General features: G+C 58.2%; 18 protein-coding genes and 1 tRNA gene. 4 read left to right on the forward strand and 15 right to left on the reverse strand.

The window, feature by feature from the left end:
* Positions 1-70 precede the first annotated feature (70 nt).
* From C1719_RS14705 to C1719_RS14720, 4 genes are all read right to left on the reverse strand, one after another.
* Positions 71-766 (reverse strand): TorD/DmsD family molecular chaperone, encoded by a 696-nt coding sequence (locus C1719_RS14705; RefSeq protein ID WP_102375779.1) that lies wholly within the window; start codon positions 764-766, stop codon positions 71-73.
* Positions 767-901: 135 nt separating this feature from the next.
* Positions 902-1462, reverse strand: a complete 561-nt coding sequence (locus C1719_RS14710) for a 4Fe-4S dicluster domain-containing protein (protein ID WP_102375780.1) — start codon at positions 1460-1462, stop codon at positions 902-904.
* A 17-nt stretch (positions 1463-1479) separates the two neighbouring features.
* Positions 1480-4110, reverse strand: coding sequence for a molybdopterin-dependent oxidoreductase (locus C1719_RS14715; RefSeq protein ID WP_102375781.1), 2631 nt, complete (start codon positions 4108-4110; stop codon positions 1480-1482).
* A 475-nt stretch (positions 4111-4585) separates the two neighbouring features.
* The gene (locus C1719_RS14720; RefSeq protein ID WP_102375782.1) at positions 4586-6028 is read right to left on the reverse strand and encodes an MATE family efflux transporter; all 1443 of its coding nucleotides are present in this window, start codon (positions 6026-6028) and stop codon (positions 4586-4588) included.
* A 249-nt stretch (positions 6029-6277) separates the two neighbouring features.
* Here C1719_RS14720 and C1719_RS14725 point away from each other — a divergent pair, with 249 nt between their 5' ends.
* A complete protein-coding gene (locus C1719_RS14725) occupies positions 6278-6889 on the forward strand; it encodes a cytidylate kinase-like family protein (protein WP_102375783.1) in 612 nt (203 codons plus the stop codon).
* A gap of 137 nt (positions 6890-7026) precedes the next feature.
* On the opposite strand, the gene C1719_RS14730 is transcribed toward C1719_RS14725, so the two are convergent.
* From C1719_RS14730 to C1719_RS14760, 7 genes are all read right to left on the reverse strand, one after another.
* Entirely contained in the window at positions 7027-7395 is a 369-nt protein-coding gene (locus C1719_RS14730; RefSeq protein WP_102376114.1) for a tRNA-binding protein, read from the reverse strand.
* Between the two features lie 56 nt (positions 7396-7451).
* A complete protein-coding gene (locus C1719_RS14735; RefSeq protein ID WP_102376115.1) occupies positions 7452-7967 on the reverse strand; it encodes a shikimate kinase in 516 nt (171 codons plus the stop codon).
* 251 nt (positions 7968-8218) lie between these two features.
* Positions 8219-9016: a hypothetical protein gene (locus C1719_RS14740; protein WP_102375784.1), complete on the reverse strand. Its 798-nt coding sequence runs from the start codon at positions 9014-9016 to the stop codon at positions 8219-8221.
* The gene (locus C1719_RS14745) at positions 9009-9911 is read right to left on the reverse strand and encodes an ABC transporter ATP-binding protein (protein WP_102375785.1); all 903 of its coding nucleotides are present in this window, start codon (positions 9909-9911) and stop codon (positions 9009-9011) included. Before C1719_RS14745 ends, C1719_RS14740 begins: the two co-directional genes overlap by 8 nt.
* Entirely contained in the window at positions 9908-10537 is a 630-nt protein-coding gene (locus C1719_RS14750; RefSeq protein ID WP_102375786.1) for a TetR/AcrR family transcriptional regulator, read from the reverse strand. Before C1719_RS14750 ends, C1719_RS14745 begins: the two co-directional genes overlap by 4 nt.
* A 153-nt stretch (positions 10538-10690) precedes the next feature.
* Positions 10691-11794 carry a M23 family metallopeptidase gene (locus C1719_RS14755; RefSeq protein ID WP_102375787.1) on the reverse strand — a complete coding sequence of 368 codons (1104 nt, stop codon included), beginning with the start codon at positions 11792-11794 and terminating at the stop codon, positions 10691-10693.
* A gap of 357 nt (positions 11795-12151) precedes the next feature.
* Positions 12152-14146 (reverse strand): DUF2207 domain-containing protein, encoded by a 1995-nt coding sequence (locus C1719_RS14760; RefSeq protein WP_245874584.1) that lies wholly within the window; start codon positions 14144-14146, stop codon positions 12152-12154.
* 72 nt (positions 14147-14218) lie between these two features.
* Here C1719_RS14760 and C1719_RS14765 point away from each other — a divergent pair.
* From C1719_RS14765 to C1719_RS14775, 3 genes are all read left to right on the forward strand, one after another.
* Positions 14219-14309, forward strand: a tRNA-Ser gene (locus C1719_RS14765).
* Positions 14310-14606: 297 nt separating this feature from the next.
* Positions 14607-15785, forward strand: a complete 1179-nt coding sequence (locus C1719_RS14770) for a GGDEF domain-containing protein (protein WP_102375789.1) — start codon at positions 14607-14609, stop codon at positions 15783-15785.
* A 129-nt stretch (positions 15786-15914) separates the two neighbouring features.
* A complete protein-coding gene (locus C1719_RS14775; RefSeq protein ID WP_245874562.1) occupies positions 15915-16901 on the forward strand; it encodes an NADPH:quinone reductase in 987 nt (328 codons plus the stop codon).
* Positions 16902-17035: 134 nt separating this feature from the next.
* On the opposite strand, the gene C1719_RS14780 is transcribed toward C1719_RS14775, so the two are convergent.
* The 4 genes from C1719_RS14780 to C1719_RS14795 form a co-directional block, all read right to left on the reverse strand.
* Positions 17036-19312 carry a response regulator gene (locus C1719_RS14780; protein WP_102375790.1) on the reverse strand — a complete coding sequence of 759 codons (2277 nt, stop codon included), beginning with the start codon at positions 19310-19312 and terminating at the stop codon, positions 17036-17038.
* 138 nt (positions 19313-19450) lie between these two features.
* Complete coding sequence (locus tag C1719_RS14785; RefSeq protein ID WP_102375791.1) at positions 19451-20005, reverse strand: LemA family protein; 555 nt, start codon at positions 20003-20005, stop codon at positions 19451-19453.
* A gap of 163 nt (positions 20006-20168) precedes the next feature.
* Complete coding sequence (locus C1719_RS16235) at positions 20169-20666, reverse strand: 4Fe-4S dicluster domain-containing protein (RefSeq protein WP_102375792.1); 498 nt, start codon at positions 20664-20666, stop codon at positions 20169-20171.
* 2 nt (positions 20667-20668) lie between these two features.
* The gene (locus tag C1719_RS14795) at positions 20669-21127 is read right to left on the reverse strand and encodes a rubredoxin-like domain-containing protein (protein ID WP_102375793.1); all 459 of its coding nucleotides are present in this window, start codon (positions 21125-21127) and stop codon (positions 20669-20671) included.
* Between the last annotated feature and the right edge of the window lie 4 nt (positions 21128-21131).

A 21131-nucleotide genomic window follows, 5' to 3' on the forward strand; every position in this document is an offset into this window, starting at 1 on the left:
ATTCGCTCGCCCCCGTTCCTCGCAAACGCTTGCACCCGCACCCACATCGCTTCAGCGGGCGCGGTGCAGCCTACTCCCCTTCGCTTCCCTCGAGCAGCTCGCCGATCACCTCAACATCGATTGGCAGAAACGCTGCGCACAGCATGCCGATGCAGCTGTAAAGCGAGCCGGGTGCATCCTCGCCAAGATCGGCCGCATACCGATCAATCCAGGCAAGGGGATGCTCCGTCAGAAACGTCCGCTGCGCCTTGAGCAGCCTTCGGTATTCTGCGGTATCGCCCGCCTCGAACGCCGCCTGGACTTTTTCGCTCAGCTTCACCATGAAATCGAGCTCGATGGCGATGTGATCGTCGGACACGTGAGGGTATTGGGAGGGCAGCATGTTCTCGCCGCGGTACGCTTCGCGTACCTTAAGCGTCGCCTCCTGGAACAGCACCCGCTCGTTCGTGAGATAGACGCACTCCCACGGCGGGGCCTTCAGCTCGTGCGGCCCGACGAGCACATGCATGTAGTCGCGCTTCGCCGCTTCGAGATACGATGCCCGATCCTGCTCGTATGCCGCTCTGCATTGCCCTAAATCAGCGCATGCGCGGGCGTAAACGTCGGATTCGGCGCCCCCGAAACAGTCGAGCGCCTCCTCGGTTGTATCGGAGAACATCGTGGAAAGCAGTTCCTCCGTCGGATCATCCCCGAGCGTCATCTGGAAAATGCGGTAGAGATAGGTTCGAGCGACAAGCGCCGTCTTTATCGTGATGTCATCCATCATCTTTCACCCCACAGGTTGTGTCATCAAAGCGCGAACGCATTCGCGCGTCCGCGCATCGGCAGTATGCAGCAAGGCCCCCGACCCCATGCAATGATACAGCACGGACGGGTCGGGGGCCGCAAGATCTGCGCCTTGCTACTTCACCGCAATATCGCGGGCGTTGATCAGCAAACTCGGCGTGGTCTCCGACGAATCGGGCAATCCGTTGATATCGGAAACAAGATCGTCGCCGTATTTCGCCTTCAGCTCTTCGAGATCGCCGAAATCGAGGCAGCGCATCGGGCAAGCCGCCACGCAGGCAGGACTCTCGCCCTTTTCACGAAGCAGGTAGCACGAATCGCACTTGCGCACGATGCCCTCGTCCTCCATGTACACCGGCTCGCCGTAGGGGCATGACGAAACGCAGGTTTCGCAGCCGATGCACATCTCGTCGTCATGAAGCACGACTCCGGTCTCCTCGTCCTTGTACATCGCGCCCGTCGGGCAGTTGGCCACGCAAGCAGGCGATGCGCAATGGTTGCAAGAAACAGAAGTGCTGTAGTACCTCACCGAAGGGAATTCTCCCACTTCGGTCGTTTCGACGGTGCGGAAAATCTCGCCGACGTTGTACAGGGCGTTCTTATCCCTGCAAGCGATCTGACACGTCTTGCAACCGATGCAGGCGGTCTGATCGAAATAGAATCCCATTTGTGCCATGGTTTACTCCCTTCCGACTATTCGAAGATGACTCGCTGCGGCCATTCGCAGTCGGGGTCAAGCTCGCCTGTGTACTTTTCGATGACGCAGTTGTTCGAATTGAACCCGGTATGCCCCTGCCCGGTCGGAATCGGAGAGGAGAGCGTGTTCGTGGCACCGGCGATATCGTCGCCATCTTCGTTGAGCTGCGCCCAAGCGCCTTCGCCCAGCCCGATCGTCTTCGGCATGATGCGCTGGGTCACAAAAGCCGGACGCACAACCGAGCCGTAGGGGCTCGAAAGCCGTACCGGATCGTCGTTTTCGATACCGAGCTCGGCAGCATCGGAAGCGTTGATCCACAGCTCCTGCGGCCAAGCCTCGCGCAGCCAGTTCACATTGTCGAACACGTGGTGCGAGCGGCGCTGATAGTGCTGGGTGAGCAGCTGGAATGGGCGACCGTTCTCAACGCCGTCCTCGTAGCCTTCGGTAACGCGAACGTATTTCGGCAACGGATCCTTCTCGCTGAAGCCAACATGATCGATGTAGCTCGAAAGCGACTGGCAGCAGATCTCGAACTTGCCGCTGGCGGTGGCAACCGGGTTGGCTTCGGGATCTTCGATGAACTTCGCGAAGGGAAGGTTCGCATACGCGTCGCCATCGCTACGTTCGACCTGATAGATGCCACGCTCCTTGAACTCTTGCAGCGTGATTCTGCCTTCCTGCGGCTCTCCGGCAACACCCATTTCCTTGATATCGTCCTCGGTGATGGTGAGCAACGGCTCCTTGGTTTTGCCATCGGACCCGAGCACCGTGCACCCGGCCAGCTTGTTGAACAGCTGCTGCGTCTCATCGATGTCGTAAACTTCTTCGGCCTTGAAGCCAAGCTTCTCGGCGATGCCGATAGCGATCTCCTGATCGCTTTTCGCCTCGTATAGCGGGTCGGTGATGTGCTGGCCGTAGATGAGGATCTCGCGGTTGCCGGTGAGCAACGTACCGGGACGCTCCCACTCGGTCGTGACCGGCAAAACGATATCGGAGTACTTCGCACTCGTGTTCAGCACGTAGTTCATCGTCAAGACGAACTCGACCTTCTTATGGGCCTCGATGCCCTGCGTCATAGCCTGACGCTGGTTGAGCGCGCCGCCCATGCCCTGGTAGATCATCTGAATGTTGACGTCGCGCGTCTCGCCCTTGTACATGGTATGGGTTCCGTTGAGAATGGCGTTCCACATCTCGCCGTTGTTGAGGGCGTACTGCTTCTGAGGATACGGATTCGCCGGAAGCTCGACCTTAACGCCCGCACCGCCCGAAGAAACCAGCGCGCCGCCGCCATTCGATGCGGAGTTGTGCATGGTGCCGCTTACCGATGCGCCGTCGCGGCCGATCTGGCCGCATACCATGCCGAGCGTGAGCATCGCATGCGGAAGGCACTCGCCTTCGTTGATGCGGGCGGGAGCGCCGCCTGCGAAGATGGTTGCGGGCTTGGTGGTGGCGTACTCTTCGGCCAGCTGCTTGATCGTTTCGGCATCGACGCCGCATATCTCAGCCGCCCATTCCGGAGTCTTTGCACCCTCGGCGGCAAACGCGCCCTCGCCCATCACGTAATCGTAGAAGTTCTGGGAGGGATCGGCAGGCTCGGAGGCGAAGGTGAACTCGTTGCGCTCGAGCGGCTTGTAGGTGTACTCGGGATAATCGCCGCTTGGCATGTGGTCTTTATCGAAGCCGACGCAGTATTTATCAAGGTACTCTTGATCGTGCAGACCCTGCGAAATGATATGGTTGATCATGCCGAGGATCATGGCCGTATCGGTTGAGGGGCGAATCGGAATCCACTGGGCGTCAAGAGCTTCGGCGGTCTCGTTGTAGCGCGGATCGATGACGACGAACTTCGTGCCGGCCTTCTTCGCCTGCAGGTAGTTGTAGGTGGGATTGCCCGCACTCGAATTTGCGGGGTTCGCGCCCCAGAGGATCACGAGCTTCTGCTTGCGCAGCGTCAAACGGTCGGGAGCGTCAGACGAGTATCCAGGGCTTCCCATGACCATTGCGTAGGCATCGGGCCACGCGCCCCACGAAACCTGACCCCAGCGAGGCGTATAGCCGCCCATAAGCTGGAACACGCGGGGAACTTCGGAACCGCCGAGCACGAACACCGACTCGGGGCCGTATTCGTCGTAGATCTTCTTGATTTCGGTTGCGACAAGCTCGTAGGCCTCGTCCCAGCTGATACGCTCCCACTCGTCTTCGCCGCGAAGTTCGCCGTGGGGCTCTTCGGGGCTCCAATTCTTGCGCTTCATGGGGTATTTCAGGCGGTCGGCGCCGAATACCTGCATGCGCTGCGAACGACCGCGCTGGCACGCGCGCTGCTGCGGGTAGTCGGGGCTGTCTTCGTGCGTGTCATCGGTCTTCTGCCGCAGCACCACGCCGTCTTTCACGAGCGCCTTGTTCAGGCAACGTCCGCCGCAGTTGTGCCAACACGCGGCGGTAACCCATGTTGCGCCCTCCTCGGCGTCGATCGGCTCGGAATGCTCGGTAACGGTCGAAGCGCTTTCCTGCTTCGGACTGCAACCTGACACGCCAAGACCGGCGAGCGCTGCAGCTCCCGCAGACAGCGCCAGGAACTTCCTTCGGCTCAGATTGCCGCCGATGGTGGAATCGAGAATCTTCCCCATAATTCCTCTCCCTTATATGTCGTGTTCTCTCGTCTCGCACGGCCTTAAAAGCCACTTGTCGGAGCAGAAAGGCCGCTTACGGAAAGTAATTATGAGTTTGTTGCGAAGGGCTTTCAATCCAAACGGCGCTTAAGATTGATGAAACATGATTAAGAAAAATTAAGGGTATGGCGCTTGGCAAGCCGAGCAATCGACTGTACACCGCCCCTCGTAGCGCATCCCCAAACAGCAGCGGACAGCGCAGTATGGAGCCTGCATTCCGCCCCGCTCGACGGCAAAGCGCGCTAAATTGCACAGAAATTGCCAGATTCATACATTTTGACGTCCATATGGATGCCGATCGCGCACCCGTTGCATGCCTATATGATTACGGCAAATCGTTTCCCCAGATCACAAGCTTGGCCGTAATCCCGGAAAACGATTGCAAACATCACGCATGTCGTAATCTGGCAAAAAGTGTGCAGAACGAAGCGTTTTACGCGACAGCGGGCTCGACCGCCTTCGCATCGCGCAGCCTTCTCAGCTTCTTCACCTCGACCGCCACGAAGAACGCCGTAGTCACACACGAGAGAAGGTCGGCGGTGGGCACGGCGAGCACGATCGCCACGAGCGGCGATATGCCGAGCGCAGGCAGCACCATCGGGAAGATGAGGTAGAGCGGAATGAGATAGATAACCTGGCGCGTCATCTCGAGAATCGCCGATTTGAACGGCTGCCCGCTCGATTGGAAGTAGCTCGAGCCCACGATCTGGAACCCGACGATGGGGAGCACGAGCGTATCGAGTTTGAGCACCGTGATCGCGAACTCCTCGAGATCGCCCGAAACGCCGAAGATCCCGATGATAGGGCCGGGGATCACGTGCACGAGCACCCAGAAGAAGATCATGAGCCCGGTCGCCCACACGCTTGCCCACTTCACCGTATCGAGCACGCGCTGCCACTGCTTGGCGCCGTAGTTGTAGCCGATGATGGGCTGCGACCCCATGATGAGGCCGATGACCGGCATGATGGCGAACATGATGGCCTTGTTCGCCGTACCGATCGCGGCAAGCGCACCCTTCGTTCCCAACGGGTCCATCGCGCCGTATTTGGCAAGCAGCTGGTTGAGCACCACCGTTACAGCGGTAGCGGCTACCTGCATGACAAACGAGGCAAGACCGAGCGAAAGGATTTTGCCGCACAGGCGAATGTCAGGCACCATGCACGAGCGGCGCAGGCGAAACGCCGCGTTCTTGTTAAGTATGAAATACCAGAGAACCGGCACCATGCCGCAAGCCTGGCCGAGAATGGTCGCGACCGCGCTTCCCTCGACGCCCCATCCGAACAGCATGACGAAGAAGAAGTTGAGCACGATGCACATAGTCGTGCCGAATACCATGGTGTAGAGCGCAAGGTTCGGCTTGCCCGCCGTGCGCAAGAAGTTATTGAGACCCATGCCGAGCGATTGGAAGATGAACCCGAAGCAGATGATCTGCACGAACGCCTTCGTAGGCGCGTAGAGTTCGGCATCGGTTCCCACCAAAGCGAGAATCGGATCGATGGCGAAAACCGCCGAGAGGGCGACGACGACTGCGATGACGATCAGCAGCATCGCCGAATTGCCGAGCGTTTTTTCGGCAAGATCGCGCCGTCCCTCGCCAAGCTGGATGGCCGTAAGCGCATTGCCGCCCTGACCGGCAAGCATCGAAAATCCCATGAGGATGGTCATGACGGGAAGGGCAAGCGTGGTAACCGCAATTCCCACATCGCCGACAGCATGGCCGAGAAACGCCGTGTCGACGACGTTGTACAGCGAGTTGAATATCATCGATATGATTGCGGGTATGGAAAACTCGAGAAGGAGCTTCCCTATCTTCATAGTGCCCAAGCGATCGGGCGATTGCTTTTCGTTTTCCTTCATGCTCGTTGCGTCCGACATGTGATCCTCTGCTTCGGTGGTTTCGGTTGTTCTCGGCGGTGGGCGACGGCAGTCGCAGGCTGCGGCGGCAAACGCGCCGAAGCGAATCCGTGCCGCCAATGCGTAAGGAGCTATCCTAGCACACGAATCCGATTAAGTGCATTGCGGATACCGCATTTCGAAGATAACGGTACAATGTTCGCAAGGCACAGTAAAGAGCTGCACGGCTGAACGCCGAAGCTGTCGGACAAACGGAAAGAGAGACGCACTATGAACGACAACCTCATCATTTCGATCAGCCGCGAATACGGAAGCGGCGGCCGCGAAATCGGCGAAACCCTCGCGTCTACGCTGGGGATCGCTTATTACGACAAAGAACTCATCAACCGCATCGTGCAGAAATGCGGCTTTCCCGACGATGTCGTCGAGGCGCATGACGAAAAGGTGCTCAATCGATTCCTCTTCACGCCGAACCGCTTTCTTACGGGAGCCGATCTTGACCAGCCCATCGCCTCGGCCATCCATGCGGCGGAAATCGACTCGATCCGCTCGGCGGCAGACGAGGGTCCCTGCGTCATCGTGGGCCGTTCCGCCGATTCGATCCTCTCCGCCTATCCGGGACTTATCAGCATATACGTGAGCGCTCCGATGGAAAACCGCATCGCGCGCGTCATGCGACGCAACAACCTGAGCGAAAGCGAGGCCAAGGCGCGCATCGCCCGAATCGACAAGGATCGCGCGCACTACTACCGCTACTTCACCGACAAGAAATGGGGAGAAGCGACCAATTACGATCTTTGCGTAAACAGCGGGAAGCTCACCGCCGACGACGCGGTAGCGGTCATCCGCGCCTACATCGACCGGATACGCCCTGCGCTGTAATCAGCCTCCGAAACCCAGCTGCCCGCAACAGAAGAAGCGCCCGAAGCCCGCTCGCGATACCGCTCGCGACGCTTCGGGCGCTTGCCGTTGAACCCAAAGGGCGAAACAACCAAGACTGCCGCAGCCCTTTCGCGGGATTAGCCCAGCCTGACCCCGTTGGGAACTTCGCTTTCGGGCACGGCGAGCACGGGAACGATGCCATCCTCGTATCCGATGTCGTAAATCATGCCCTCCGACACCTCGCCCGCCATCTTGCGCGGCGCCATGTTGACAACGAACAGAGCCTGCTTGCCTTCGATCTCAGCCTTCGGATCTTCGCGTTCTTCCTTCATTCCCGACAGGATCGTACGGGTGAAATCCCCGAAGTCCACCGTCATCTTGATGAGCTTCTTCGATTTCTCGACATCCTCGACAAGCACGATCGTACCCACGCGAATATCGATCTTATCAAGGTCGTCGATCGTGATGTTTGGCTTTACGGGAGCGGTCTTGATATGGTCGGTCATAGCTTTCTCCTTCATCGGGGCGCGACTCGCCCGGTCAAATGCTTTTTCATGCGCGTTTATTTAAGTGCGTCGGCGACCTTGCGCGCCGCCGCCGTGATGGACAGATGATCGACGTTGACCGTTATGTTGGCATACTGCTCGTAGAGCGGTTTGCGCTCGTCGTACAAATCGCGCAGACTCATGCCGATGCCGCCTTTAAGCACCACGCCGCGCTCCTGAAGATCATGCAGCCGATTGACGAGTTCCTCGAACGAGATCTGCAGATAGACCACGCGTCCGATCGAAGAAAGATGGTTCATGGCATCCTCGGAATACACCGCCGATCCTCCAGTTGCAATGATGCTCTTAGTGGCCTCGATGTCTTTGAGGATCTGGTTCTCCACCTCGATGAATCCCTCGGGGCCACATGCGTCGATGAGCTTCTGAAGCGTTTTGTCGCACTGGTTCTGGATAACCAGATCCGCATCGATGAAATCGTAATTCAGTATCTTAGCCAGCACGATCCCGAGCGTCGACTTGCCCGCACCGGGCATGCCGATCAGAATGATGTTGTCTTTTCTCTCTTCCGCCATAACGTTCCCTTCGGTTGACCAGACGCGTGCTTCCATGCCGCTTGAGCGGTCTTTCGGCAAGCGCGCATGCGCGCTGCGGCATCATCCGTCGCAGGGTTTCGATTATAGCAGCGCCACGGCCGCGAGTCGCGCTCCGTTATGGGTCTGAAACACACGGCGGCCCGCGCTTCGCGCGCAAGGCGCCACGCAACGCGGACCCCTATCGGTCGGCACGATCCGACAGGGATCCGCCAAGCAATGCGGCTGTTCCGCTAAAGCGACAGATCGCGGCGACAAAACACCGCAATCCCCGCAAGGAAGAACGCGATTCCCGCCGCATAAAGCGCCATCGCCCCGCCCACGGCAGCCATCTCGCCAGCCGCCAAGCCGTACGAATCGAAAAGCGTAAGCGGCGTGACGTTCCTCAAGAACTCGAACTTATCGCCCACCTGCGATACCGCTTGAATCAGATACGAAAGGATGACCAGTCCGCCGCCCGCCCACAGTGCGACGCCCGCGTTTGAAAACAGGCAGGCGGAAAGAAAGCAGAGTCCCGCCATGAACAGCCATAAACCGAACAGGCCCGCGTTCGCCTGCAACATCCCGCCCACATCGAGCTCTCCGGCGAACATCGCTTCCGACGATCCGATTTCAATCACGGTCATGAGCACCATGACGATCGCAAGCATCGCAACAAGAACCCCCGCCAACGTCGATGCAATCCTGGCCCTGCTGTTCGGGGTGGCCAGCAAATAGGCCATCGTTCCCTGATCGATGGGGCGAACGACGAGTTTGTTCACCATGATGAGCGCAAGCACGAACGGCATCAGCACGAGCAGAAACCCGTACAGGTAATTCAACAGGAAATCGAGCATCGTCGCGCCCTGCGTCGCCATGCCGAACGCCGCGAACAGCTCGGGCATGCTCTGCATCATGAGATCGAGGCTCTCGCCCAGCTTCGGATCGAACATGCTCACGATAACAACGATGTACATGGCCACGACAGCGACGATGATCCCGGAAACGAACAGGTTCGATTTGAGTTCCTTCCCGAACAGGGTTCTATTCATTGCCAGCCCCTTTCCCATCCATTCCATAGAGATGAAGAAACAATTCCTCAAGCGATTGCTCTCGCGCCGACAGGTCGGCGACTCCGTATGTTGCAAGGTCCTTTACGAAACCGTCCATCAATCCCGACACCACGACCTCGATTGCCGACCCCGAGGCGCGAGCCTCGGCATGCGACGCCAGGTAGCGGCTTTGCTCTGCCTCGCTCGAAAACGCTACCGAGAACACGCGCTTGCGAGATTTGCGCACGTCATCCATCGTTTCGATGGCCGCGATCCTGCCCGCCCTGATGAACGCCACGCGATCGCACGTGCGCTCCACCTCCTCGAACAGGTGAGACGACAGCATGATGGTCGCACCGCGCCTCTTCTCTTCGAGCACCAAATCGATGAACCTGCTTTGCATAAGCGGATCGAGACCGCTCGTCGGTTCGTCGAGGAGAACGATGCCGGGGCTTCCCATGAACGCGCACACGAGACCCACCTTCTGCTTGGTACCCTTCGACATCTTGCGGATCTTGCGCGATGGATCGAGCTCGAACAGCTCGATAAGCTCGCGCATGCGGCGCAGATCGCGAATCTTTTTCATGCCGGCCATGAATTCAAGGAACTTCGTTCCCGTCATCTCGTCCATGATGGCGATCTCGCCGGGGAGATACCCCAGATCACGCTGAATCTTCGCACGGTCGTCGAAGCAGTCCATGCCATTGATGGAGACCGCTCCCGACCCCGGCTTGATAAACCCCATGAGGTTTCGCATCGTCACCGTTTTGCCCGCTCCGTTCGGACCGAGGAATCCGAACACCTCGCCCTGCTCGACTGCAAGCGAAACGTCGAATACGCCTCGCCCGCCGCCGTAATCCTTCGTCACATCGCGCAACTCGATAACGGGATTCATAAGTATTCCTCCTTGTAGGCATACTGCTTGAACATATTGCACCACACGGCGAACTCGTCCATCAGCGCATCGACGTCGATGCGCTTGCGCAGGGCAAGCTGCTGATGCAGATAGCCGTCTGCCATCCAGACGATCATGTTGACCACGTACTTGGGATCGACGTCATCGCGAAATTTGCCGAAGTTCACGTGAGAGAAATAACGCTCGAACATATAGTCGATCTGTCGCTGCGTCCAATCGTTCATCGTGTGCTTGATATCCTTGTGCTGGGGATAGAACGCGCGAACCGAAAACTCGAGCATGTACGGAAACCTTTCCAGCGTGTCGCGTTTGCGCTCGGCCGCGTAGCGGAACAGCTCGAAGAAGTCGTCGATTTCCCAGTAATCGTCATCGATCACAAAGCCTTCGACCTTCTCCATCAACCGCTCCATGAGATACAGGTACAGATCGCGCTTGTTCTTGAAGTAGAAGAACAAAAGCCCCTTCGAGATACCCGCCTTGCGCGCTATGTCCTCGGTCGAGGCGCTCTTGTAATCATTGCTCCCGAACGTTTCGACGGCAGCACTGATTATGGCCTCCTGACGCTCTTCGGGTAAGCTTTCGAATTTCTTGAATTGATCGCCCATAGGCCTTCCTTTTACCAGTTCGCGAAGCTGATCAAGCTTCGCTATCGCCACTGATTAACCGAACGGTCAATCGGGATACAAGCCCATGGTATGCCATTGACTGGTTTTTAGAAGACCCCTTTATCGAATCTTAATGCGCTGCGGATAAAACTCTTAGAAGTGGATGAAGTGGCGCGGGTTGACAGGCGTGCCGTCAAGCTCGATCTGGAAATGGAGATGCGGACCCGTCGAGTATCCGGTGGACCCCACGTAGCCGATGACATCGCCCGCCGAAACCCGCTGGCCCATCGTGGCGGCCTGGCTGCTCATGTGCATGTAGATGGTCACAAGACCGCTTCCGTGATTGATCTTGACTGCTTTGCCTCCAGAGCCGTAGTCGCCAACGTACGACACGGTGCCCGGTGCAGCAGCCACAATGGGCGTACCCGTTGGGGCACCGAGGTCGATGCCGTTATGGTATTCGCCATCCCACGCGCCCGCCCATCCGAATTCGTTCGTCACCGGAGCGCCCGAGGGGATCGGGTGAGACCATCCCGCGATCGTGCTTCCAGATCCACCGACCAGCGCATCCGCCTCCTGGAGTCGCCGCAAGGCCTCGTCGGCAGCCAGGCTTTCCGATTCCTCTTTCGCCTTGAGCATAACGAGCTCTTCGTTCACTTGCTCGAGCTGGGCATCCATGTCCTCTTTCGCAGCGGCGATCTCGTCGCGGGCCGCCTTCGCGTTTTCGGCTTCTTGCTCGGCAATCGCTTCTTGCTCGGCCAGATCCTTTTCGGCAGCTTCAGCTTCGGCTTGCGCGTCTTTGCTCTCCTGAACCAAGGCGGCTTCCTGTTCGCTTATCTTCCCGAAAGAATCCCAAAGCGTTACTGCTTCGTCGAACGACGAAGCTCCGAGCAGCACATCGAGCATCGAAGCCGAACCGCCGCTCTTGTACATGTTCGTCGCGCATTGGGCAAGCCGCTCCTGGAAATGCTCGACAAGCTTGTTCGCTTCCCGCAGGCGGATAGCCGCCCTGTCGGCAGCAGCCTTCGCCGTTTCGTATTCCTCAGTTGCGCGATCGTACTCATCGTTTGCCTCGTTGAGCGACGTCTGCAGCTCATCGATTGACTTCATGAGCGCTTCCGCCTCGGCCTTCTTCTCGGCGCTCGTCGCAGCATAAGCCGTAGGAGCAGGTGCGACGAAGCCGAAGGCGGCCATTGCCGTGCAGAGAACGAAGCCGAGCGCCAATCGTGCCGCGCGCTTCCCGAATGTTGTTCTCATATATACCTCGAATCAGGGCATCTTGCATGATGCCCGCAATCGCTTGGCGGTCCGATTGCCAAGCCGAACCCATCGGCGCGGCTTGGCCGGTCAGGCCCATCGTCTGCAGCTCGCATGCTCCCAACAGCTCCCGCACGCAGCCGGCTCGATAGCGCCCGAAACCGAAAACCCACTATAATGTAATATGCTACTGAATGTAATAATCTAAGTAACATATTAACAAAACCTATAGAAATCAAGAACGCGAATGCCGCGCCGGAAGCGGGTATCGAGCCGCACGACTGCCGCCGCGAAGAGAAAAAGCGAACTGCAGCAAAGCGTTTTCCAGCACGCCGCCGCAGTCCGCTCTGGCATAACCTACCTGGCGCCGCCGCCTCCGCCGCCGAAGCCGCCGCCTCCGCCGCCCGAAAAGCCTCCGCCGAAACCACCGCCGCTGCTGAAGCTGCCCTCAGCCGCCGACATCGCAGCTTGCGCAGTGCTCACGGTGTTGGCCAGCGATGACTGGAACAGAGTGCTTGCCGCCGGCATTGCCGTACCGTGAACCCCGTGCGACGTGCTGTACCAGAACCACCACGGAACATATCCGCTCGAATACATCATGCCGTCATCCTGGAACAGTTCGGGAACCTTCAGCTGCAGCGCCTTGATGACCTCGCTCGCAATGCCGAAGATAAACGCATACACCATGAATTCGCCCCACACCTTCACATCGGTCGGGGGGCGCTCGTCGAGCGCAGAGAAATCTTTCAGCCAATTCCGAAGCGCCTTGCACTTCGCATCGAGGGTGCTTCCCTCCTGGCTCCTTCGCGGCATGTAGTTCGCAATCACCAAAAGGGCGATCACGGTGGGAACCACGAAAACGAGGGGAATGAAGTTCTCCATGAGCACCGATGCGCCAACCCCCAGAACGCCGAACGCGATCGCCACGCCAAGGATGAGCCACTGATAGCGCTCCCCTTTTGCTTCGAAGAAATCGCGCCTGTTCACGGCAGCGGTCACGATGCCCTGCCATGTTTTCAGCGCATCGACGAACTCCTCGGGGTTTTCCTTTCCGTACTGCTGAATGGTGCCGAACCACAGCGAATCGGCGCCCTTGGCAACCTTGTTGAACAGGATGTCCATGGCCATCTTGTCGATCGGATCGGTCAGCGCGTCCGCCACGGCGGGAACGCGCGTTAGGTAATAGTCGTCGACGGTCTTCGTGCGCCCGAACGATGCGGGCTGCTCGTAGCTTCCCTTGTTGATCTGGATCGCTCCCTTATGCGAAAGGTACATGAGCGTTGCCGTCAGATCGTCGTTGCTCTCGCGATTCCACCGCCACAGGCGGGCCATCACTACCGGATGGTCATGAGAAGACGGAACGTCGCGCCAGTATTCTTCGGTAAACTGGGGCTTGTGCTCGCGCCCGTATTTGAAGTACGCACGCAGCGCCCAGGCGATCAGCAACACCGCGATGATGCCGCATGCGATAACGAAGGCAAGCGAGAACAATCGATCTCGATTCGCCTGATCGGACCAAGCCTGCTCTTCCTTGAGAATGGTATCGAGGTGGTTTTGATCCCTTGCGGCAAGCGACCCCTCGCCCTTGAGGTTTGCAAGCCATTCCACGGGAAACGCCACACGCGCCTCGGCGTATTGGCCGGGGTTCACCTGAGGATTCTTATAGACGATCGTGCCGTCGGCGTTGATGGCCAGCGTTCCGTCGAGCGGACCGTGCCCCCATGCGCGCACGTTCTCGCCCGCAACGACCGAAACGTCCTGCGGCACGGGCAGCGAAAGCGTCATCGTTACGTTCTCGGAGGCAACCTCCCACTGGTCGCCGATGTACTTCCAATACGCATCGGCTACATCCTTGTACGCAACGACTCCGTTTTCGATGGTGTAATCGAGCGTGATGACCATCCTCTCGTCCGAAGCATGGAAGAACACGTACACGGAATTCTTGGGAGAATCGACCGAGTACGAATCGGTGCCGGGACCACCGGCGTCGCGCCAATCGAGATTGAAGGAGGTTTCACCGAGCTGGACGGTTTCGCCCGTTGGCATGCCGTCAGCATCGACTTTGGTAAGGCTCACGCCGTTCACCTTGAGCGATCCGTTGTCGGGAACGCTGTCGAACGTCCACCATACCGCCGTGAAGCTGCCGTCGAAGTCGAACGTCCGCTGCTCGACAACGTCGAGAGAACCGTCGGTGGACACGTTGGCGGAAATGTCTACCTTGGGGCATGTATAGCTTTTCGCATGCGCCTGTGCGGGCGTTGCGGAGATTACGGCGATCGCGGCAACCAAGCACAGTACGAAAACCGCCAGAGCAGCAGGTAAAAACCTCGCTCCCATTTGCGGACGGCTCATGTTTTGCACGTTCATCCTCCTTGCCAGATGAGGGTCCAAACGGTATCATTGCAAACCGCACCTTTATTTCGCGGAGAGCTGACCGAGAGGCCGAAGGTGCTCGCCTGCTAAGCGAGTACACGCCACAAGCGTGTCCGGGGTTCGAATCCCCGGCTCTCCGCCACTTCGAATCGCAAACGACGCTCGCACCTGCTGCGGGCGTCGTCTTTTTTCACGTACAGCTCTTGAGCATTGTACACTAGCCGCACGCCGATACGCGTTTCAACGGAACAGCGTCACCGATTCGGCAGCATGCGCGCGCCCGCCAAACCTCCGATCGAAACCCCCTTCCAGGTTTTCCCGCATCCGCACCGACGGGAGAAGCACCGACCCACCTGCCCGATATCCCGAACATGCCTATATCCGCAATCGTTTTCATATAGTATTGTTTTACTTATAATTAACCAGACAGGTGGACGTTATGCCGCGATTCGGCAATCATAGCAGCAGGGTTGATCTCCAGGTGTCGATCATCGTCGCCGTACTCGTAGCGCTCTCGTTTATCTGCGTATTCTCTTTTACGTACTCGATCACCTACAACAACATGATCGACATGCTGAAAGCCCGAACCGACAGCATCTATTCGTTCATCGAGGACAAGCTCGACAAGTCAACGTTCGAAACGATCGAATCGGGCGACGATGCAGAATCGGAAAGCTACCGACAGACCAAAGAGCAGCTCGAGACGGTACGGGAATCGACAGGCGTGCGCTATCTGTACACGGCGAAACGGACCGACGACGGCGAGCTCATCTACGTCATAGACGGGCTACCAAGCGAAAGCGAGGATTTCCGCTTTCCCGGCGATGCGATCGAGGAAGAAATCACGGGCGAGCTCGATCGTGCGCTCGCCGACGAACGGGTGTATCCCAACGACATCAAAGATACAGGCTGGGGCTACGTGTTCGTATCGTACTATCCCATCCATGAAAACGGCGAGGTGATCGGCGCGATCGGCATTGAATTCGATGCGGAAGCGCAGTACCAGGCGTTTCGCATGGTTCGAATCGGGACGCCCCTCATCGGGATCGTCTTCGGCCTTGCGGCTATCGTCTTCGCGCGGTTTCTATTCCGCAGGATTTCGAATCCCGCCTACAAAGACCTTTCCAACACCGACTATCTGACATCGCTTCGCAATAGAAACGCATTCGACATCGATATCTCGAACTGGGAAGCGGAAGGCGCCGCGATCGCAGGTGCATTCGTCATCGACCTCGATCGCCTTAAGCTGATGAACGATCGGTTCGGCCACTCTTTCGGCGACGAGTACCTCTGCGCAGCAGCCAAGCTGATCGAGCAGCTGTTCGAACGCACCGGTACCGTCTACCGCATCGGCGGAGACGAGTTCGCCGTCCTCTGCAGGGAACTCGACGAAGATCGCGCGCATCACCTCATGAGCGAGCTCGAAGACAAGCTTGCCGAAACCGCGCTCGGCAACGATATGCGCCTCTCCCTTTCCTGCGGATTCGCCATCAGGAAACCGGGCGAAGCGCTATCCAACCTGGTCCGCCGCGCCGATGTGCACATGTACGAAATGAAGCGGGAGCATCGGGGGCAAAAAAACCGCCCGCGCAACCAGGAAGCAGAACCGTCTGCGTAAATCGCCGCAAGCGAACATTGGCATTCGGCAACTCTTAGGAAACGCCTCAGTGCCGACTTTCCCGCAAGATTCAGCTTGGCAGCCTTGCTCCGCTATGATCGGCTCATCTGAAGATCCAAAGGAGCACCCATGAACATGCAAGCTATCGTCGTTACGAAATTCGGCGACGAAACCGTGCTGGAACCGCAATCGATTCCCGTACCCGATCCGCAGCGCGGCGAAGTGCGCGTCAAGCTGTTTGCCGCCGGGGTAAACCCAGTCGAATCGTATATCCGAGCAGGCGACTATCCCCGCCTTCCCGCACTGCCCTACACGCCAGGAACCGACGGAGCGGGAATTATCGATGCCGTCGGCGAAGATGTCGGCGGCATCGACGCGGGCGATCGCGTTTTCGTAGCCGCTTCGCTGGCGAAACGCAACACGGGAACCTATGCTCAGTACGTGGCATGCGATGCCGCCGCCGTGCAAAAGCTTCCTGATTCTCTGCTGTTCGAGCAGGGAGCGGGAATCGGAACGCCCGGATTGGCCGCGGGAGATGCCCTGTTCGTGCGCGCCGACATCAAGCCCGGAGAAATCGTGCTCGTGCACGGGGCCAGCGGCGGCGTTGGAACGCTAGCCGTTCAGCTCGCACGCAGGCGAGGCGCCATCGTATTCGGCACCGCAGGCGATTCCGAAGGAAAAGCGCTTGTCTCCCGGCTCGGTGCGCATCGCGTTTTCAACCATCGGGAAGAGGGATATGCCGACGATATCATCGACGCGACCAACGGACGGGGCATCGATGCCGTCGTAGAGACGAATGCGCATATCAACCTCATGAAAGACCTGACCATGATATCGAAGCGCGGGCGAATCGTCGTCGTCGGCAGCAGAGGCGTCATCGAATTCGACCCGCGTGCAACCATGGCGAAAGACGCCGCGATCCTCGGAATGGGCATCGCCAACATGAGCGAACGGGAAACTGCCGCCGTCATGCACGCCCTTGCCGCCGGCCTCGAAAGCGGGATGGAGATAGCCATCGATCAAACCTTTCCGCTCGACGAGGCGGCAGCCGCGCATCGCAGCATCGGCCAACGGGGCAAGAACGGCAAAACAATCCTTGAGATAACGCACGGCTAGCGCATCGGACAACACACGGAAACGCGTCTTTCGACACGCTGTTTGCATCGAGGTTGCAAGCCTGCCGGCACCCGGCCGGCTTGCCGGCAGCCCGCATCGCACGAACCGGCTCATGCGATGCCCGCCCTGCTTCCCTACGACAGGTATTTTTTAAGAATGCGATTGATCTCGGCGAAGTCGATCGGCTTGGTCGCATAGCCGTCCATACCCGCTTCGTTTGCGCGGCGGCGATCTTCGGTGAACGCGTTTGCCGACATGGCAACGATCGGGGGGCGCTTTTTACCGCTCGCCCGCGCTTCTTCGCAAATGGCCCGCGAAGCCGCAAGTCCGTCCATCCTTGGCATCTGAACATCCATGAAAACGAGCTGGTAATACCCCTCTGGTGCCCGCTTGACCTTTTCGACTGCTTCGACGCCGTCCCATGCGCACTCGACGATTGCGCCAGCCTGTTCGATCACCTCTTGCGCAATCTCCATATTGAGTTCGTTGTCCTCTACGAGAAGCACGCGCTTGCCCGCGCAATCGAGCGCCTGTTGGTGTTCGGGAGCGCGTTCAAAGTGTCCGTCTTCGCCGCATACGCTTCTCATCGCATGGTAGAGTTTCGATTTGAACAGCGGCTTCGACAAGAAAGCCGTCACGCCCGCCTCAAGCGCTTCGTCTTCGATTTCTGCCCAATCGTAGGCGCTCAGCAGCACGATGGGAGTTTCACCCCCGATCTCCTTCCGGATGCATCGAATGGTCGCCAGGCCGTCCATGCCAGGCATGATCCAGTCGACGATGATCGTGTGGTAATCACGGCCTGCTTTGTGGGCGCCAACAACAAGTTCGACGGCATTTTCGCCCGATTGCGTGCAATCGCCGGCGATCCCGATTGCCGCGAGCATCTCAACGGTGCTTTCGCAGATATCCGCATCGTCGTCAACCAGCAGCACCTTGGCTTCGGCAAGGTCGATAGCCTCGAACTCCTCATCGATATCGATTATCTCAAGCGGCAGCTCGACGGTAAACTTCGAACCGATGCCCAGCTCGCTTTCTACGGCAATCGTGCCCCCCATCATGTCGACGATGCTCTTCGTGATGGACATGCCCAAGCCCGTCCCCTCAACTCTGCTCGTCGTCGAGTTTCGCTCGCGCTCGAACGGATCGAATATCCTATCGGCAAATTCTCTCGACATGCCGATCCCGTCGTCTTCCACCACGAACCTGAGACGGCGGTAGGTTTCCCGCCCGTCGGGCAGCTCCGCTATCTTCACGCGCACGTTGCCGCCCGCCGGCGTGTATTTGATCGCGTTTCCAACCAGATTGAGCAATATCTGGTTGATGCGCATCGAATCGCCGATCATGGTTTCCTTGTCAACGTTGCCGACAACGACATCGAGACCGAGCTGCTTCGCCTTCGCTTGCGGCTGGATGATGGTCACAAACCCGTTGATGAGCTCGGGAAACGAAAACGCCTCGTTGTTGAGTGAGATGCGGCCGTTTTCGATCATGCTCATGTCGAGCACATCGTTGATAAGGCCGAGCAAATGCTTCGACGATACGGTGATCTTGCTCAGGCATTCCCTCACCCGTGCGGTATCGTCAAGATGGGTTCCAGCAATCGCCGTGAGTCCGATAATGGCGTTGAGCGGCGTTCGGATATCGTGCGACATGTTCGATAGAAACTGCGATTTAGCAGCGTTCGCCTCCTGGGCAACCGAAAGCGCCGTCTCGAGGTTGCGCTGCAGCCGCTCGCGTTGCTTGCGCTTCTTGCTAAGCTGCGCCAGATAGAACACCAGCGCTCCGAGCACCGCCGCCATCAGCACCGAAGAGGCCACAATGGTTCTGAAGATCACCTGATCGGCTACTTCGTACAGCGTATCGAACGATTGCGATGCATTGTCGAGAATCGCATCGTTTTGCCGCAGAAGCTGATTGATCAGCGGGTTTATCTGCTCGTCGACATACGTGGCAATATCCGAATCCGAGATCTCAGAATTGCCCGACATGGCAAGGAGCTCGTTTTTGAGCAGGACGAGCTCTTCGTATTCCCCCTGCATCGCTTCGACATCATTGTCAGTAAAGAGGGCTTTATCGGAAATGAGCTGCAGCTTGTCTCTGATGCGGCTATCGATGGTTTCATACGAGCTTTCCACCCCGGCGATGGCTTGATCGGTTCTCACGTATTTCACGCGCTCCGAAATGGTCTGCAACTGCATGAGCGCGGTCTCAACCTGCCCCGCAGCTACGGTGACCGGGTAGGGGTGCTCTTTGATCAGGACGATCTGCTTTCCGATCTCCCGCATGTTGAATAGAGTCATACCGTAAAACCCAACAAGCAGAAGGGCGAGAAGGACGGCGGTGATGGCGGAAAGCGTTCTGGATATCTCCCAACGCTCATCCGACGTGCGAGAACCGGTGAAATGCTCCATGCGATGCGGCTGCTTTCATCTCTGACTTTTCTGAATATAATACCTCGTTAATCAGGCAATCGAGGTAACGAATCGTATCCGTTACCTGCACGGATCAGGTCATTCGATGAAAGCAGCCGCTGGTTGTTCCCTGCAGGCTTAGAATCGAACCTGCGGAGCGGTCTCGGCGCCTGCAACGGCATCGAAGCTATCGCGGGCGCTGAAGCCCATCATCCCAGCGAAGAGGACGGCCGGGAACGTCTGGATGGACGTGTTGTACTTCATCACCGTATCGTTGTAGCTTTGACGCATGTACGAAATCTTGTCCTCGGTGTTCGAAAGCTCGCTTTGCAGCTGCTGGAAGTTGACGTTCGCCTTGAGGTCGGGATAGGCCTCGGCAACGGCAAACAGGCTCTTCAGCGCGCCGGTCAGCATGTTGTCGGCCTGCATCTTTCCCTCGCGGCTCGTCGCGCTCATGACGGCGCTGCGCGCGGCGGTAACCTGCTCGAGCGTTCCCTGCTCGTGCGATGCGTAGCCTTTGACCGTTTCGACGAGATTGGGAATGAGATCGAGCCTTCGCTGCAGCTGAACGTCGATCTGCGCCCATGCGTTGTCAACCATGTTGCGCAGCTTCACGAGGTTGTTGTACAGGGCGATAACCGCGATCACGAGGATGACGACGATCGCCAAAATGATGATCAATGCGATTTCCATGGTTCTCCTTAATGGTTGGGTGGCACTATTTTAGCATGCACGCAACCACCTTCCCAGACGCACAGAGCTCAAGCGCGTCTGGGAGAAATTCGTCAACCTCCCGTAACCTAGGCGTTCGCCCGTCGCGGCTTGCGCGGGCTTCCCGCCGTTCGGACCGATCGATCTACAGCGTCTCGAGCAGCTTTTCGACGGTCTCCCGCAGAAAGTCTTCGCCCTGCTCTTCTGCAAGCATTCCCGCAAGAAGCGCTTTCGCTTCATCGCCCTGGGGAATCATATAGCGCGATTCCCGATAGAGGTCTTCGGCTGAAATGCGAGCCGACATCGCAATGGCTTTTGCAAGCGCGCGCTGCTCGGAGCTTTCCGCCGATTCGGCAAGGGCTTTCGCCGCAGCCTCAAGTTCGGTCTTGCTTTTGGCAATCCCCTTGAGCTGCCCGACGACCGCATCGGTCTTCTCTTGCGGCGTCGGATAGCTCCGATACATGAGAGAAAGCGCATGCGAGGGGCACGCATCCACGCACAAGCGGCACCCGCTGAGGCATTTCGAAGCATCGACCTGCCCGTTTTCGGTGTCGGTTGCCCCAGTCGGGCAAACGAACAGGCACAGGCAATCCTTGGTGCACAGCTTGATGTTGCGCGAAGCATAGGTTTCAGGTGCGTACATGACTACCCCCTGACTTTCACGATTTTCGATTTGGGCACTTTGCAGATGGGGCACACGTCAGGCGGATTGTCGCCTACGAAAATGAACCCGCAGATCTCGCACACCCATACGCTCGTACCCTCGATGAGAGCGTCGCCTTTGCTCGCATATCGCTTCAGCAGCGAATCGAGCAGCGTCGTCGCTTTCTGCGACCAGGTGAGCGCTCGGAGTGCACCGCGGTCATGGTCGGCGTGGGCTTGCTCGAAAGCGGGGCCGAACCCCGAATCGAGATCCCCGCGCACGATGGCCTCGATCGCCTCCATATTCGCCGCATCAGCGGGCTCGGCATGCTTCGCATAGTAATCGGCTAGCTCGAGGAACTGCTTCTGCTGGTCGAAAAGCTGCTGTTTTTCGCAGGCTTTTGCAAGATTAGAGCATAGAGAACTCAGCTCCCCTCGGGAGAGCTCCTTCATAGCATCCATGATG

Source organism: Raoultibacter massiliensis, from assembly GCF_900199545.1.
In the GTDB taxonomy this organism is placed as follows: domain Bacteria; phylum Actinomycetota; class Coriobacteriia; order Coriobacteriales; family Eggerthellaceae; genus Raoultibacter; species Raoultibacter massiliensis.